The organism is Chthonobacter albigriseus, from assembly GCF_013839445.1.
Lineage (GTDB): Bacteria > Pseudomonadota > Alphaproteobacteria > Rhizobiales > Pleomorphomonadaceae > Chthonobacter > Chthonobacter albigriseus.
In genome coordinates this window covers 1,263,801-1,279,210 of record NZ_JACDIT010000001.1, presented here as the reverse complement: position 1 = coordinate 1,279,210, position 15,410 = coordinate 1,263,801, and the positions used below count along the sequence as shown (strand labels likewise).

General features: G+C 66.8%; 10 protein-coding genes, 1 tRNA gene, 2 rRNA genes and 1 pseudogene. 6 read left to right on the top strand and 8 right to left on the bottom strand.

Annotated features, from left to right (window positions below; genetic code table 11):
• The first annotated feature begins 2 nt into the window (after positions 1-2).
• The 3 genes from HZ321_RS05710 (at position 3) to rrf (ending at position 3,719) form a co-directional block, all read left to right on the top strand.
• Positions 3-78, top strand: a tRNA-Ala gene (locus HZ321_RS05710).
• A gap of 463 nt (positions 79-541) precedes the next feature.
• Positions 542-3,372, top strand: a 23S ribosomal RNA gene (locus HZ321_RS05705).
• A gap of 231 nt (positions 3,373-3,603) precedes the next feature.
• A 5S ribosomal RNA gene (gene rrf, locus HZ321_RS05700) occupies positions 3,604-3,719 on the top strand.
• A gap of 158 nt (positions 3,720-3,877) precedes the next feature.
• Here rrf and HZ321_RS05695 read toward each other — a convergent pair.
• The 3 genes and pseudogenes from HZ321_RS05695 to HZ321_RS05685 all read right to left on the bottom strand — a co-directional run bounded on the left by HZ321_RS05695 (position 3,878) and on the right by HZ321_RS05685 (position 6,803).
• Positions 3,878-4,393 carry a GNAT family N-acetyltransferase gene (locus tag HZ321_RS05695; protein ID WP_181701035.1) on the bottom strand — a complete coding sequence of 172 codons (516 nt, stop codon included), beginning with the start codon at positions 4,391-4,393 and terminating at the stop codon, positions 3,878-3,880.
• A gap of 282 nt (positions 4,394-4,675) precedes the next feature.
• Positions 4,676-5,530: pseudogene (locus HZ321_RS05690) on the bottom strand (glycoside hydrolase family 25 protein); the annotation flags it as partial.
• Between the two features lie 121 nt (positions 5,531-5,651).
• Positions 5,652-6,803 carry an alpha-D-ribose 1-methylphosphonate 5-triphosphate diphosphatase gene (locus HZ321_RS05685; RefSeq protein WP_181701033.1) on the bottom strand — a complete coding sequence of 384 codons (1,152 nt, stop codon included), beginning with the start codon at positions 6,801-6,803 and terminating at the stop codon, positions 5,652-5,654.
• 294 nt (positions 6,804-7,097) lie between these two features.
• On the opposite strand from HZ321_RS05685, the gene HZ321_RS05680 reads away from it, so the two are divergent.
• The 3 genes from HZ321_RS05680 to phnE are packed head-to-tail and all read left to right on the top strand — an operon-like array spanning position 7,098 to position 9,620.
• Positions 7,098-7,967: a phosphate/phosphite/phosphonate ABC transporter substrate-binding protein gene (locus tag HZ321_RS05680; protein ID WP_181701030.1), complete on the top strand. Its 870-nt coding sequence runs from the start codon at positions 7,098-7,100 to the stop codon at positions 7,965-7,967.
• Positions 7,960-8,823 carry an ATP-binding cassette domain-containing protein gene (locus HZ321_RS05675; protein WP_181701028.1) on the top strand — a complete coding sequence of 288 codons (864 nt, stop codon included), beginning with the start codon at positions 7,960-7,962 and terminating at the stop codon, positions 8,821-8,823. Before HZ321_RS05680 ends, HZ321_RS05675 begins: the two co-directional genes overlap by 8 nt.
• Positions 8,820-9,620, top strand: a complete 801-nt coding sequence (gene phnE / locus HZ321_RS05670) for a phosphonate ABC transporter, permease protein PhnE (RefSeq protein ID WP_181701027.1) — start codon at positions 8,820-8,822, stop codon at positions 9,618-9,620. Before HZ321_RS05675 ends, phnE begins: the two co-directional genes overlap by 4 nt.
• Before the next feature lie 5 nt (positions 9,621-9,625).
• Here phnE and HZ321_RS05665 read toward each other — a convergent pair whose 3' ends face one another.
• From HZ321_RS05665 to HZ321_RS05645, 5 genes are read right to left on the bottom strand one after another with little or no spacing between them, the layout of a single operon-like run.
• Complete coding sequence (locus tag HZ321_RS05665) at positions 9,626-10,300, bottom strand: HAD family hydrolase (RefSeq protein ID WP_181701025.1); 675 nt, start codon at positions 10,298-10,300, stop codon at positions 9,626-9,628.
• 37 nt (positions 10,301-10,337) lie between these two features.
• Positions 10,338-11,888, bottom strand: coding sequence for an acetoin dehydrogenase dihydrolipoyllysine-residue acetyltransferase subunit (locus tag HZ321_RS05660; protein ID WP_181701023.1), 1,551 nt, complete (start codon positions 11,886-11,888; stop codon positions 10,338-10,340).
• On the bottom strand, positions 11,873-12,880 hold the full coding sequence (locus HZ321_RS05655; RefSeq protein WP_181701021.1) for an alpha-ketoacid dehydrogenase subunit beta: 1,008 nt from the start codon (positions 12,878-12,880) through the stop codon (positions 11,873-11,875). The genes HZ321_RS05660 and HZ321_RS05655 overlap by 16 nt, the downstream gene beginning before the upstream one ends.
• Complete coding sequence (locus HZ321_RS05650) at positions 12,877-13,902, bottom strand: thiamine pyrophosphate-dependent dehydrogenase E1 component subunit alpha (RefSeq protein ID WP_244635586.1); 1,026 nt, start codon at positions 13,900-13,902, stop codon at positions 12,877-12,879. The genes HZ321_RS05655 and HZ321_RS05650 overlap by 4 nt, the downstream gene beginning before the upstream one ends.
• The gene (locus tag HZ321_RS05645; RefSeq protein WP_181701019.1) at positions 13,899-15,395 is read right to left on the bottom strand and encodes an FGGY-family carbohydrate kinase; all 1,497 of its coding nucleotides are present in this window, start codon (positions 15,393-15,395) and stop codon (positions 13,899-13,901) included. Before HZ321_RS05645 ends, HZ321_RS05650 begins: the two co-directional genes overlap by 4 nt.
• Positions 15,396-15,410 lie beyond the last annotated feature (15 nt).

Below are 15,410 nucleotides of genomic sequence, written 5' to 3'. Positions count from 1 at the left end.
TCGGGGCCATAGCTCAGTTGGGAGAGCGCGTGCTTTGCAAGCATGAGGTCGTCGGTTCGATCCCGTCTGGCTCCACCAAATCCTTGGAAAGGGGTTTGGCTGACGAGGCCGGCGGACAAGACATCTGGGTTGAGAGAACGGTTTTGCGGACCGGTCGGGTTGATCCCGCCGGTGCGCCTGTTCGCTTGTCATCGTGAAGAGAAGGCATGTCCGATGGTTCGGGTCCCCTTGGGGGTTCGGGCCGGGTCGGCGGGTCCGGTTGGTTCGGGAGCGATCCCGGGGCGGCTGGAGCTCGTTGGTCCCACGGCGTTTGACCGCACCGTGGTCGAGACGACATGCCTCGTGAATTGACTGGTCTTAAAGGGCCGGGCCGCCTTGCCGAGTTTTGGTGGTCTGGCCGGAAGAAGAGATCGTGTCGACGTCCGGACGAAAGTCCGGAGGTTCTTGGGCGACTCCGGCAAATCGCTTTGCGATTTGCCTCGATCGCCGCGAGACAAACGCCTTTGGCGTTTGCTCGGGAATAAGTGTCGATAATGAGAGCGATCAAGTGTGAGAAGGGCATCTGGTGGATGCCTTGGCGCTGAGAGGCGATGAAGGACGTGGTACGCTGCGATAAGCCCCGGGGAGCCGCGAACAGGCTTTGATCCGAGGATTTCCGAATGGGGAAACCCACCTTCGACGATTGGAATTGCGAGGCCGGCTTTGGGGAGCGATCCCTTGGGCTGGTTTGGCACTTCCAATTGTCAATTGAAGGTATCTGGCTCCTGAATCCATAGGGGGTTAGAGGCGAACGCGGGGAAGTGAAACATCTAAGTACCCGCAGGAAAGGACATCAACCGAGACTCCGTTAGTAGTGGCGAGCGAACGCGGACCAGGCCAGTGGTCATTGAAGGCAAAGCCGAACCGTCTGGAAAGTCGGGCATTACGGGTGACAGCCCCGTAGGCGTAAAGTGTTCAATGATCCTCGAGTAAGGCGGGACACGTGCAATCCTGTCTGAACATGGGGGGCCCACCCTCCAAGCCTAAGTACTCCTCAGCGACCGATAGCGAACCAGTACCGTGAGGGAAAGGTGAAAAGCACCCCGACGAGGGGAGTGAAAGAGCACCTGAAACCGGATGCCTACAAACAGTCGGAGCCCAAGGTTCGTCCTGGGTGACGGCGTACCTTTTGTATAATGGGTCAGCGACTTATTGTTGCGAGCAAGCTTAAGCCGGTAGGTGTAGGCGCAGCGAAAGCGAGTCTGAACAGGGCGTTCAGTTCGTAGCAATAGACCCGAAACGAGGTGATCTAGTCATGAGCAGGTTGAAGGTGCGGTAACACGCACTGGAGGACCGAACCCACGCCTGTTGAAAAAGTCGGGGATGACTTGTGACTAGGGGTGAAAGGCCAATCAAACCTCGAAATAGCTGGTTCTCCGCGAAATCTATTTAGGTAGAGCGTCGGATGAACACCTTGAGGGGTAGAGCACTGGATGGGCTAGGGGGTCCCACAGACTTACCAAACCTAACCAAACTCCGAATACTCAAGAGTGCTATCCGGCAGACACACGGCGGGTGCTAACGTCCGTCGTGAAAAGGGAAACAACCCTGACCTACAGCTAAGGTCCCGAAGTCACGGCTAAGTGTGAAACGATGTGGGAATCCCAAAACAACCAGGATGTTGGCTTAGAAGCAGCCATCATTTAAAGAAAGCGTAACAGCTCACTGGTCTAAACAAGGGTTCCTGCGCGGACAATGTAACGGGGCTCAAGCCGTGCACCGAAGCTTAGGATTCGAGATCCTTGCGGATCTTGAGTGGTAGCGGAGCGTTCCGTAGGCCGATGAAGCGGCAGCCGCGAGGCGCCGTGGAGGTATCGGAAGTGAGAATGCTGACATGAGTAACGATAAAGGGTGTGAGAGACACCCTCGCCGAAAGTCCAAGGGTTCCTGCGTAAAGCTAATCTGCGCAGGGTTAGCCGGTCCCTAAGGCGAGGCCGAAAGGCGTAGTCGATGGGAATGGGGTGAATAGTCCCCAGCCAGCAGGTGGTGACGGATGCCTTATGTTGTTCCTCCTTATCGGATTGGAGGGGCTGCGACGGCGTTCCAGGAAATAGCCCCTGCATCAGACCGTACCCGAAACCGACACAGGTGGACTGGTAGAGCATACCAAGGCGTTTGAGCGAATTGTGCTGAAGGAACTCGGCAAATTGCCTCCGTAACTTCGGGAGAAGGAGGCCCCGGTCTTGGGCAACCAGGATCGGGGGGCACAGACTAGGGGGTGGCGACTGTTTAACAAAAACACAGGGCTCTGCGAAGCCGATAAGGCGACGTATAGGGTCTGACGCCTGCCCGGTGCCGGAAGGTTAAGAGGAGGGGTGCAAGCTCCGAATTGAAGCCCCGGTAAACGGCGGCCGTAACTATAACGGTCCTAAGGTAGCGAAATTCCTTGTCGGGTAAGTTCCGACCTGCACGAATGGCGTAACGACTTCCCCGCTGTCTCCAGCACAGGCTCAGTGAAATTGAATTCCCCGTGAAGATGCGGGGTTCCTGCGGTCAGACGGAAAGACCCCGTGCACCTTTACTATAGCTTCACACTGGCATTCGTGTCGGCATGTGTAGGATAGGTGGTAGGCTTTGAAGTGGGGGCGCCAGCTCTCATGGAGCCATCCTTGAAATACCACCCTTATCGTCATGACTGTCTAACCGCGGTCCTTCTAGCAGGATCCGGGACAGTGTGTGGTGGGTAGTTTGACTGGGGCGGTCGCCTCCCAAAGAGTAACGGAGGCGCGCGAAGGTGGGCTCAGAGCGGTCGGAAATCGCTCGACGAGTGCAATGGCATAAGCCTGCCTGACTGCGAGACTGACACGTCGAGCAGAGTCGAAAGACGGCCATAGTGATCCGGTGGTCCCTCGTGGACGGGCCATCGCTCAACGGATAAAAGGTACGCCGGGGATAACAGGCTGATGATGCCCAAGAGTCCATATCGACGGCATCGTTTGGCACCTCGATGTCGACTCATCACATCCTGGGGCTGGAGCAGGTCCCAAGGGTTCGGCTGTTCGCCGATTAAAGTGGTACGTGAGTTGGGTTCAGAACGTCGTGAGACAGTTCGGTCCCTATCTGCCGTGGGTGCAGGAGTATTGAGAGGATCTGTCCCTAGTACGAGAGGACCGGGATGGACGTACCTCTGGTGGACCTGTTGTCGCGCCAGCGGCACAGCAGGGTAGCTAAGTACGGACTAGATAACCGCTGAAGGCATCTAAGCGGGAAACTAACCTCAAAACCAGTACTCCCTATCAGAGCCGTGGTAGACCACCACGTCGATAGGCCGGGTGTGGAAGCGCAGCAATGCGCGAAGCTTACCGGTACTAATAGCTCGATCGGCTTCATCGCTCTCATTATCAAGACTTATTCCACCGCAAAGGCCAAAGGCCTTTGTCGGTCGAGCGATCGAGGCAAACGGCCATGCCGTTTGCCGGAATCGCTCCCAGAACCCGGAAAAGGCTCCAAAAAGCCGCTCCCGGTGCCGAAAGGGGCTCCAACAAGCCTCCGCCGACACACCCTCTTCTCCCCCCGCGCCACCCCGCGCGGGCCAAAAGACCAGCCCCTTCTGATCTTCGCCGGCCTGGTGGCTATGGCGGGGAGACAAGCACCCGATCCCATCCCGAACTCGGACGTGAAACTCCCCAGCGCCGATGGTACTCCGTCTCAAGACGCGGGAGAGTAGGTCGCTGCCAGGCCTGCAAAGATCAGAAAACCTCACGAAACCTCTTCACATACACCGAACACAAACACAAAAACCCCCGTGCAAAACAAAGCACGGGGGTTTTTGCGTTGTGCGCTCAGCGCGTTCTTGCGTTCTACGGACAGCGCCGGTCAACCGCCGTCGCCCGACCGCCTACGACCCTCGCCGCCCCTCCCAGTCCGCCCGCGCGATCCGGTACACCATGCAGTCGTCGTCCGCGAACCGCCGCGGCCCCACCGCCTGGAACCCGAGCCGCTCGTAGAACCGGCGCCCGCGGTGGTTCGCCTCCAAAGGATCGATCCAAACCTCTCGGGTTTCCGGATCGGCGAAACAGCGGCCGATCGCAGCCGTCATCATCTCTGTCCCGAAGCCGCGTCCGATCGCGTCGGCCTCCCCGATCCAGATGTCGATCGCCTTGACGCCTGCCGGCGCATCGCCCCAGTAGTGGCTTTCCTCGCGCGCGGCATCGATGATGATCACCACGCCGATCGGGCGCCGGTCCTCCTCGGCGATCAGGATCTCCCGCCAGTCGACGGTTCTGGGCAGTTCGAATGCCCAGTCCATCCCCCCGTCGGTGCCAGCGTTCTCGACGACATGCGGGGCCTGATCCCAGGCTTCCAGGAGAAGACGGTCGGAGGGCGCGGCGGTTCGAAGACGGATGTCGGTCATGCGATCGATCCTGCCGGACCGCGTGACCGGTCGCCACCCGTTTCCCGCAGGAGAGCAAATCGGCCGGGCACGGCGCGTCCTCGGCCGCGATCAGTACTGCAGCGTGTCGAGAAGCGCCCCGATGCCGTCCTCGTCGTAGGCGGCAGCGTACACGGGGGCCGGCGGACGGATCGCCCCCATCGGCGCCAGAGCCGCGGTGGCGGGGGCAACGGGCATCGGCGCCTGCACGATCATCATCTCCGCCGCCGGATCGGCTTGCGGCACCGGCCTGCCGCCCGAGCGGCACCGACCCTGCAGGCCGAGACGTCCGGCATCGCGCGGATCGCAGCCGGTCGCCAGGAAGGTCGCCCAGTCGCGGTCGGAGCCGTAGAACACGTTTCGGTCCACCTCCCCGCGGATGCCGGGCACCGTGCCGGTCTGCGTCCACTGCCAGAAGGTCCAGCGCCGGTTGGCGTAGCGCTCCCGCGGATGGGCCGCCGTGGAGCGCAGCCAGAACGCATTGTCGAAAGGCTCGCCGGCAAGCACGTCGCGGTGGAAGTTGATGTCGGTGTAGATCACCGGGACCTTGCCGGTGTGCCGCTCCATGGCGGCGAGCAGGATCCGCGTCTTGGCGAGGGCGTCCTCCCGCGAGACCTTGCGCGAGCAGGTCCGCGAATGGTTGTTCCATTCCAGGTCCAGCACCGGGGGGAGGGCGTCCGGGTCGCGCGGCACGTTGCGGATGAACCAGGCCGCCTGTTCGCCCGCCGGCCGGCACCAGTAGACGAAGTGGTAGGCCCCGCGCGGGATGCCCATCGCCTTGGCGGTTTCCCAGTTGCGGCGGAAATAGGGGTCGACGTAGTCGCCGCCCTCGGTGGCCTTGATGTAGGCGAAGCGCGTGCCGGCCCGTTTCACCGCGGTCCAGTCCACGGCGGACTGGTAGCGGGCGACGTCGATGCCGTGAATGGCGTGCGCATGCGCTTCCGCCACGCCGGCGTGGGGCTTGTTGTCGCCCTTCAGCGGGTATCGCATCGCCGCGCGCGTCGGCACCGCATCCTCGTCCGCGTAGATGGCCCCGCACCCGCTGGTGAGGAGCGCGGACCCGAGGGCGAGGAGCACGACGGCAAGACGGCGAACCCGTCCGATCATCACGGCAGACATGGGCGGATACTTCAAACGCGAGACGAACATGATCCATCTCTCGCTGACGCCGATTAACAGCGTGTAAACCGTGCGGCCGTCCGGACCCGGTTGTCCACATCTCCCGCCTCGGAGGCCGGCATCAGAACGGACGCAGCCTGTCGCCGTCCGCCAGGTGCACCAACCGTCCCGCTGCGATGGTCGCGACCACCGTCGGCGCGGACCGTGCATTCCCTGCATCCACCAGGACGAGGTCGGCTCTCAGCCCTTCTGCGATGCGGCCCCGGTCGGCAAGGCCGAGCACATGCGCAGGACCCCCGGAAACCAGGTCCCACGCGTCTTCAAGCGGCAGGGTTCGGTTCGCGGCCAGCCGGAATGGCGCTTGCAGCATTGCAGGGTAGTAGTAGTCGGACGCGAGCACCTGGCAGAGCCCCTGTCCGGCCATCGCCTCGGCGGAGGGGCACCCGGTGTGGCTGCCGCCGCGCACCACGTTCGGAGCGCCGAACACGATCGCATCGCCCGTTTCCCGTGCGGCGCGGGCGGTCTCCTCGTTGACGGGGAACTCGGCGATCCGCACTCCGAGGCCATGGAACCAGCCGCGCATCTCGGGCGACATGTCGTCGTGCGACAGGGTCGGCACGCCGGCCGCCACCGCCGCGCGGGCAAGCCGCTCGATCGAGCCGGCCACTTCGCTTTTCCGGTCGTAGACGCGCTCGACAAGCTCCCAGAACGCCGCCTCGGAAAGCCCTGTCCGTTCGCGCATCTTCGCCACCTTGTCGGGGCGGTGCCGAGCCTTCACGGTCCCCTCCATGTGGTCGTTGAAGGCGAGGCAGCCGACCGCCTTGGCATCGATCCAGGAAAGGATCTCGTCCTCCGCGGCAACGTTGAAGATCTCGTGACGGAGGTGGTAGCGGGTGTCCGCCGCCAGCCGTCCGGACAGCCGGTCGAGCGCGTCCTTGAGACCGATCGCGGTTTCCCGCCCGCGCAGGCCCGGCTCCCAGCTCCAGGTCACCCCGTGATAGGCGGTGGTGATGCCGTTGGCGACCAGCTGGCGATCGGTGTCGATCAGGGCGATCTCGGGGTCGAAGTCGACACCGGGGCGCGGATGCAGCTGTCGCTCGAAGGCGTCGCCGTGGATGTCGACCATGCCGGGCAGTACCAGGAGGCCCCCGGCATCGAGCACCGGTCCGTGACCGCCCGGCTCGCCGACGCGGGCAACGAGCGGTCCGTCGGTCGACACGTCGGTCTCGGCGAAGCCGCCCGCCGTCAAGGTCTGTCCGCCGATCAGGCGCATGCCTCCCTCCTGTCTGAAGCGATCTCTCCGAGGGGCAGCTTCCGACCTGACTGAATCGTCGGGTCGACGGAAGATCGCCCCCGGAGTGATGAGCCTCTAGCGCGTGCAGATGACAGATCGACGACCGTCCAAGTCATCTAGAGGTCTGGACGTCGAGTTCATTAAAACTTCATCGCTCTGCAATCGACCCGTCACGCCGCTGCAATCATCCTGTCGTGGAGGGATGACCTTATCGGTGGGCCTGGGCTGTGGCGAACGGCTCGACCTTTTTCAGACACAAGAAGGCTCCGACACATGCTGAAGAGCATCCTGGCTGCCGCCGCGATGATGGCCACCGCCATTGCGGCACCCGCGCACGCCGCCGAAACCATTCGCTTCGCGGTGACCGACGTCGACGGCCTGGAGGCGCTCCAGCGCGAGTTCGGGCCGTTCAAGGCCGCCTTCGAGGAAAAGTCGGGCCTTGCGGTCGAGTTCTTCCCGGTGTCCGGACGCACGGCGGCGGTGGAGGCCATGGCCGCCGACCAGGTCGATTTCGTCCTGACCGGCCCGGCCGAGTACATCGTCTTCCGCTCCCGCCTCGGCGCCGAGCCGGTGGTCGGCTGGCAGCGACCGGACTACTTCGCCCAGATCGTCGTCCTGGCCGACGGGCCGATCCAGTCCGTCGCCGACCTCAAGGGCAAGACCATTTCGTTCGGCGAAATTGGCTCCACCTCGCAGCATCTCGGCCCTGCGCAGACGCTGAAGGACTTCGGGCTCGTCTACAATACCGACTACACGCCCGCTTTCGTGAAGCGGAACGTCGCCGTGGAAGCGCTCAAGCGCGGCGATCTTGGCGCCATCGGCATGAACTTCACGCATCTCCAGACGATCCGCGAGAAGATGCCCGACGTCGGCCTCAAGGTGATCGCGCGCGGCCCCGATCTTCCCAACGATCTCCTGCTCGCCAGCCCCAAGGTCGCGCCCGAGGTTGTCGCGAAGGTCCGCCAGGCCTTCCTCGATCACGGCGCCGAGCTGATGAAATCCGTCGTCGAGAACACCGACGACAACCGCAAGTACATGGGCGGCGTCTTCCTGCCGACCGTGACGGACAGCGACTACGAATACGTCCGCGCCATGTACACCACCATCGGCATCACCGAATTCAACGAGTTCGTCGGTGAATGACGTGGAGCGGACCGCGGTCACGACTGCAACGTGGCCAGCGGTTGGCGCCGAGCCGGCCCCGGCCTTGCAGGTCGAGGCGCTCGTCAAGAGTTTCCCGGGCGGGCGGCGGGTCATCGACGGACTGGATCTCACGGTCGCCGCAGGCGAGGCGGTGGCGCTGATCGGCGCCAACGGCACCGGCAAGTCCACCCTCCTGCGCATGGCCGTACGCCTCGTCGAACCCGACTCCGGGGCCATCCGGCTGTTCGGCGAGGACGTCTGCGCGGCGCGCGGCCGGACCTTGTCGCGCCTTCGCTCCAGGGTCGGCTTCGTATTCCAGAAGCACAACCTCGTCACCCGCCTGTCGGCCCTGTCCAACGTGGTCCACGGCGTCCAGGCCAGGCGATCGGGCCCCCGCACCTGGCATCAGGCATGGGCGCGTCGGGTGGACCGCGAGGAGGCGATGGCCTGCCTGGAGGCAGTCGGACTCGCCGACCGTGCGATGCAGACAGTCGGCTCCCTTTCCGGCGGCCAGTCCCAGCGCGTTGCCATAGCCCGCATGCTGATGCAGCGGCCTGAACTCGTGCTTGCCGACGAACCGGACGCCAGTCTCGACCCCCGCGCCGGCGAGGAGATCATGGGCCTGCTCGCCCGTCTCGCCCGCGACAAGGGCCTCGGCCTCGTTTTCGTTTCCCACCACATGGAGCATGCGGTCGGCTTCTCCGACCGGGTCGTCGGGCTGGCCGGCGGCCGGGTGGCGCTCGACAGGCCCGCGGCCGGCACGGATCCGGCCCTGCTTGAAGCCTTCTTCGATGGCCCGCAGGCAACGGAACGCGTCGTGCCGCTCCGGCGCGTTGCGATGGGAGCCGCATCATGACGCCTTCCACGCTGCGGACCGGTCTGCCAGCCCGCTTCGAGCGCCCGCCGGTCAGCAGGGCCGTCCTCCTCGTCGCCGCCATGGCATTCCTGGCCTGGGCCTTCGCCGGTTCCGGTCTCGACGCCGGCAAGCTCGCGCGCGGCATCCCGGCCGTGGGCTCGATCCTCGACAGGATGATCCCGCCGTCGCTCGAGCGGCTGGACAGCATCCTTCTCTCTCTGCTGGTCACCTTCCAGATGGCGGTGGCGGGTTGCGTGCTCGGGCTCGTCCTCAGTCTGCCGCTGGCCGTTCTGGCGGCGGACGGCCTGTCGCCGCACCCTCTCGTCAGGGTAGCCGCGCGGGGACTGATCGCCCTCTTCCGCACCGTTCCCGATCTGGTCTGGGCGCTTCTCTTCGTCATCGCCGTCGGGCTCGGTCCGGCCGCCGGCGTGCTCGCCATCATGGTCGATACGATCGGCTTTGCCGCGCGCTTCTTTGCCGAGGCGATGGAAGAGACTGACAAGGGCCCCCGCGAGGCGCTGACCGCGCTCGGCGCGCGCCGGCTCGGCCTCATCGCCTCCGCCGTGGTGCCGGACGCCATGCCCGCCTTCGTCGCCACCTCGCTGTTCTGCCTGGAGAAGGCAACACGGGCCTCGGTGGTGCTCGGGCTCGTCGGCGCCGGAGGGATCGGCGTCGAGCTGAAGGTCGCCTTCGACCTTTTCGACTACGATACGGCCTCCACCATCATCCTGGTGGTCTTCGCCCTCGTTGTCCTGGTCGAGCAGGCCGGCGCCTTCCTGCGGCGCCGCCTGATCTGATCGGCTCAACCGGCCGTCCAGTCGGAAAGCAGCGCCACCGCGGCCTCATAGCTTTCCACCAAGGCGGTCGGCGCCGCGGCGGCCAGCAGCGCGCGGTGGGTGGCGTCCGCGTGGCTGGCCCCCGCAAAGCCGATCACACGCATGCCCGCGGCCTTCGCCGCGGTAACGCCGGCGACCGAGTCCTCGATCACGATGCACCGCTCGGGTGGCGCCCCCATCTGCGCGGCGGCGAATAGGAACAGATCCGGCGCCGGCTTGCCGTGCTTCACCTGGTGCGACGAGAACACGGCCTCGTCGGCGAAGAAGTGCGCCAGGCCGGTGATCTCAAGGCTTTCCCGGATGCGTTCCGGGTGGGACGACGAGGCCACGCAACGCGGCAGGTCCAGCCGCTCCAGGAAGGCGGCGACACCCGCGACGGCGGTCAGCTCCTCGCGGAACAGCGCCTGCATCGCTGGCCACAGCCGGCCTGGCACGTCCGGATGGATCTCGCTCGCCGTCTCCCGCGCGATGCCGGCCAGGATGTCGGGCTGCTTCATGCCGGTGTAGGGCGTCACCATGTCCGGCGTCGCCGGCACGCCGGCCGCCTGCAGCACGTCCGCGAAAGCCCGCCGCGAAAGGATCTCGCTGTCGACGAGCACGCCGTCGCAGTCGAAGATCACCAGATGCTTCAGAGATGCCAAGTCAGAGGTCCTGTTTGCGGGAGGGCGGGCAGCGTCGTCACGCAGCGGCCAACATGGCGACGAGCGCCGGGTCCGTCCAGTGCGGCATGTGTCCGGCGTCCTTGAAGAAATGAACGGCGGTTGTGGCCGGCAGCGCGGTCGCGTGCTGCCAGGGCACGATCGTGTCGGCGAGCCCGAACACGGCCGTGATCGGGCAGGTCAGCCCAGCGAGGTCGCCCGTGATGTCGGCCTGCTGGACGCCCTCTACCGCGACCGCGCAGGCGATCGCGGAGAGCACCGCATGCCGCTCCGCCAGCCGTCCGACTTGGCCGGCAAGCCAGCTTGCCGAGAGCGCCTTCGGATCGGCGCCGAGCTTCACGAGCTCCCGGGCGAGGGCCTCCGGCGTGCGGGCCCCGAGCATCCCGTCGAGGAAACCCTGGTCCAGTTCGCGGCCAAGGCCCGCCGGGGCGAGCAGCACCAGGCGCTCCAACGCGCTGCCGAGCGCCAGCCCCGCCCGCACCGCCGCCACCGCGCCCATGGAGTGCCCGACGAGCCGGACCGGCCCGCTGGTGATCGCGCGCACGGCGTCCGTCACCGCCACGGCGATCGCCTTCATCGTGCTCGCCTCCGAGGCGGAGCGCCCGTGTCCGGGCAGGTCCAGCGCGAACACCGGGCGGCCCGATGCCGCGACCCGGCGCGCGAGCTCCGTCCAGGTATCCGCGTCGCCGAAGATCCCGTGCACCAGCACGACCGGCGTTCCGGTCGTACCCGCCCCGAAGCGCTTCACCGCGATCGGTCCCTGCGAGGTTTCGACGATCGCATCGTTGCCCTGGAGCATGATCGTGCCCCGGGCAAGGAGCGCGCGGACGTCGTCGCCGGTGATCCGCCCACGGCGCCCGGTGCCGGTGAGCGCAGCAAGGTCGATGCCGCCGGCCCGTGCGAGCCGGCGCGCCACCGGGCTCGCCCGCAGCGGCTCGCCTTCCCGACGGGGTGCGGCGGCGAAGGCGGCCGGAGCCGCGATCGGTGCATCCGCCACGGCGGCAAATTCGGACGCCGCCGAATCCGACGCGACCGCGGCCGCATCCGCGACCCGCGCCACTTCGATCCGGGCCACCGGCTGGTCGATTGGCACCAGCGTATCGGGCTCGGCCAGGATCTCAACGAGTATTCCGTCCTGGAGAACCGGCACTTCGACGACGGTCTTGTCGGTCTCCACCTCCAGGATGGTTTCCCCGCGCCGGAACCGCTCGCCGGGCTTCTTCAGCCAGGCGACGATCCGCCCCTCCTCCATCGTCTCGCCCAACCGCGGCAGCAGGAAATCCACCACCGTGACGTCCGGCGCAGACACCTCGGCGGCATCGCCGGCCACCTGCAGGCGCCCGATCGGCGCATCGACGTCCACCATCTCGTCGGGCGCCGCCAGCGTCTCCAGAAGCACGCCGTCCTGCAGGGCAGGGACCTCGACCACGGTCTTGTCGGTCTCCACCTCCAGAACGGTCTCGCCCCGGCGGATCGCATCGCCCGGCTTCTTCAGCCAGGCCACGATCCGGCCCTGCTCCATCGTCTCGCCGAGACGCGGCAGCGTCAGGTCGATCACGCGGTCGCCCATGACGGGGTCCTCCGGCGCACGAGCAAGTCGGCCGTCTCGGCGATCAGCTGCGCCGAGGGAATGCTGCCCCGCTCCAGCGCCGGAGACACCGGGATCGGGATGTCCTCGCCCGCGACCCGCACCACCGGCTCCTCCAGGAAGTCGAAGCAGCTCTCCTGGATCCGCGCGGCGAGTTCGGCGGAAAGGCCGCCGGTCATCACGGCCTCGGTCACCACCATCGCGCGCCCGGTCCGCCGCACGGACGCGGTCATCGTCTCCTCGTCCATCGGGTTGAGGCAGCGCAGGTCGATCACCTCCGCCTCCAGCCCGCTGGCGGCGAGCGTCTCTGCCGCGGCGAGCGTCTCGAAAAGCATCCGCGAGTAGGTGACGATGGTGAGGTCCTTGCCCGGCCGGCGCACCACCGCGCGGCCCCAGTCGGCGTCGGGCGCGTCCTTGTCCAGCGTGCCCTTGCGCGTATAGAGCCCCTTGTGCTCGATGAACACGACGGGATCCGGCAGCGTCAGCGCGTGGCGGAGCAGGTGGTAGGCGTCGTTCACCGTCGCCGGCATTGCGACCCGCAAGCCCGGCGTATGCACCATCCAGGCTTCCAGGCTCTGCGAATGCTGCGCCGCCGCCGACCGGCCGGTGCCGCCCTGCGTCCGCAGCACCATCGGCACGCCGATCTGCCCGCCGAACATGTAGCGGATCTTGGCCGCCTGGTTGGCGAGCTGGTCCATCACCATGCCGGCGAAGTCCACGTACATCAGCTCCGCCACCGGCCTCAGCCCGGACATCGCCGCTCCCACGGCCGCGCCTATGATCGCCGGCTCAGAGATCGGCGTGTCGATCACCCGGTTCGCGCCGAAGTCGGCGATCAGGTTCTTCGTCACGCCGTAGGCACCGCCGTAGAGCCCGACCTCTTCGCCCATGATCACAACACACTCGTCGGCGCGCATGGCGTCCGCCAGCGCCTCGCGGAGGGCATCGCGGTAGGTGGTCTCGATGGCGGTCATGCGCGGGCCTCAGAAAGAATGTCGGCGATGCGGGATCGGACGGGCGTCGGCCGCGGCTCGCCCGGGCCGTAGACGTCGTCGAACATGATGTCGAGTGCCGGCGGCGCGGCCTTCACCGCGTGCTCCAGCGCCGCGTCCATCTCGGCGGCGACATCCGCATCGATGCCGTCCAGCGTGGCGGCGTCGGCGATGCCGCGGGCGGCGAGCGAACCACGCGTGAAGAGAACCGGGTCCTTCGCCCGCCCGGCCTTCTCCTCCTCCTCGCTGCGGTAGGGGCTCTTGTCCATGCGCGCATGGCCGAAGAAGCGGAACACCTCCAGCGAGATGAACCCCGGCCGCCCGTTGCGCGCGCCGTCCACGATCCCCGCCGCGGCGGCGTTCACCGCCTCCACGTCCAGCCCGTCCACCACCACGCCGTCGAGCCCGAAGGCGCGCGCCCGCTCGTCGAAGGCGAGCCGCCCGGCCGAACGGTCGACGCGCGTGCCCATGCCGTACTGGTTGTTGATGCAGCAGAACACCACGGGCAGCTTCCAGAGCGCCGCCATGTTCATGCTCTCGTAGAGGATGCCCTGCTGCATCGCCCCGTCGCCGAAGAAAGCGACCGAAACCCGCCCCTCGCCGCGGTTGCGGTAGGCGAGCCCCGCCCCGATGATGTGCGGGATGCCGCCGCCGACGATTGCGTTCGCGCCGAGATGGCCGAGCCCCATGTCGGCGATGTGCATCGACCCGCCCTTGCCGTGGCAGTAGCCGTCCGCCTTGCCGGCAATCTCCGACATCATGCGCTTCGGGTCCGCCCCGCGGGCGATGAAGATGCCGTGGCCGCGGTGGTGCGTTGTGAAGGTGTCGCCTTCCGTCATGGCCGCGCAGACGCCCGCCACGCTCTCCTCGCCGATGGAGAGGTGCAGCATCGACCCGGCGCTTTCCCCGCGCACGAACAACTCGCCCACCCGCTCCTCGAACGAGCGGATCCGCCGCATCGTCGTGTAGAGCCGGAGCGGCCCCTGATTGTCGCCGAAACTCATGAATGCGTCTCCCTGAGGGGCTTGAGGGCGTCGTAGGCCGAGCGGTAGCGCGCGTAGATGGGGGCGTAGGCCTCGACCGCCCGCGGATCCGGATCGATCGTGGTGCGCACGCGCACCATCGCCCGCGCTCCCTCCTCGATCGAGGCGAAGCGTTTCACGCCCGCCGCGGCCAGCACGGCGGATCCGAGCGCGCAGGCATCGCTCACCTCCGTCAGCTGGATAGACACGCCCAGCGTGTCCGCGTGCGTCTGCAGCCAGAACGGCGAGTTCGTCGCGCCACCCGCTGCGACCACGCGGCTCGCCGGCAGGGCGCTGCCGAAGGTGTCGACGATCAGACGGGTGCCGAAGCAGACGCCCTCCACGATAGCCCGGTAGACGTGCGCCGGCGTATGGCTCAGCGTCAGCCCGGTGATGGCGCCGCGAGCCAGCGGATCGGTATGAGGCGTCCGGTTGCCCTGGAAATGGTCTGAGACGATCAGCCCCTCTGCTCCAAAGGGGATTGCGCCGGCCGCGGCGTTGAGCTCGTCGTAGGAGAGATGCGGCGCGAAGTTCCGCTTGAACCAGGCGATCACCGACCCCGTCGAGGTCTGCCCGCCCTCCAGGATGGGCTTGCCCGGGTAGACCGCGCCCTGGTAGGTGCCCCAGACCCCGGCCTTGTGCACCTCGCGCTCGGCGACGCCCAACTGCAGGTGCGACGAACCCGTGATCAGCGCCAGCTCGCCCGGCTCGGTCACCCCAAGCCCGATCATCCCGATGAACGCGTCTGCGCCGCCCTGGACCACCGGCGTATCGGGTCGGAGCCCCATGTGCGCCGCCGCCTCGCGGGTCAACCCGCCGACGATCTCGCCGGGCGCCAGCACTTCGCGCGGCCACTTCTCCTGCAGCGCCTCCAGCCCCATCCGCGCCAGCAGCGAGATCGGCCAGCCGCCGTGGGCGCTCTGGTAGTGCCAGCGGATCGACACGTTGTCGAGCGAGGCGACCCAGCGGCCCGTGCAGCGCCAGTTGAGATAGTCCTGATACTCGCAGATCCGCGCCGCCCGCTCGAATACCTCCGGCTGGTGCCGCTTCAGCCACAGCGCCTTCGGGATCATCCACTCCGCCGACACCGGCCCGGCGCCGCCGCCGTTGATCCGGAGCGCCGGATCGCCCGAGGCCGCCACGTCCGCCGCCTCGCGCGCCGCGCGCACGTCCATCCAGATCATGGACGGCCGCAGCGGCCGGCCCTCGCCGTCGAGCGCCACCACCGTGCAGGACGTCGTGTCGATCGCGATCGCGATCACGTCGCCCGCGTCCACCCCGGACGCCTTCAGCGCTCCTTGCGTGGCCGAGCCGACCGCGGCCCACCAGTCGTCCGGGTTCTGCTCCGCGCGGCCCGGCTCCGGAAACGCGGTCTGGTAGGGCGTTGCGTGGCTGCCGCGCGGCCGCCCCTCCAGGTCGAACACATGCGCCCGCAGGCTCTCCGTCCCGCCGTCGATGCCGATCACGTAGGCCATCGGTCCTGTCCTCCC

Coding starts and splice junctions, on each gene's coding strand:
- phnE (WP_181701027.1), top strand. CDS start 8,820: ATGACGCCTTCCACGCTGCGGACCGGTCTGCCAGCCCGCTTCGAGCGC.
- HZ321_RS05645 (WP_181701019.1), bottom strand. CDS start 15,395: ATGGCCTACGTGATCGGCATCGACGGCGGGACGGAGAGCCTGCGGGCG.
- HZ321_RS05650 (WP_244635586.1), bottom strand. CDS start 13,902: ATGAGTTTCGGCGACAATCAGGGGCCGCTCCGGCTCTACACGACGATG.
- HZ321_RS05680 (WP_181701030.1), top strand. CDS start 7,098: ATGCTGAAGAGCATCCTGGCTGCCGCCGCGATGATGGCCACCGCCATT.
- HZ321_RS05655 (WP_181701021.1), bottom strand. CDS start 12,880: ATGACCGCCATCGAGACCACCTACCGCGATGCCCTCCGCGAGGCGCTG.
- HZ321_RS05685 (WP_181701033.1), bottom strand. CDS start 6,803: ATGCGCCTGATCGGCGGACAGACCTTGACGGCGGGCGGCTTCGCCGAG.
- HZ321_RS05695 (WP_181701035.1), bottom strand. CDS start 4,393: ATGACCGACATCCGTCTTCGAACCGCCGCGCCCTCCGACCGTCTTCTC.
- HZ321_RS05660 (WP_181701023.1), bottom strand. CDS start 11,888: ATGGGCGACCGCGTGATCGACCTGACGCTGCCGCGTCTCGGCGAGACG.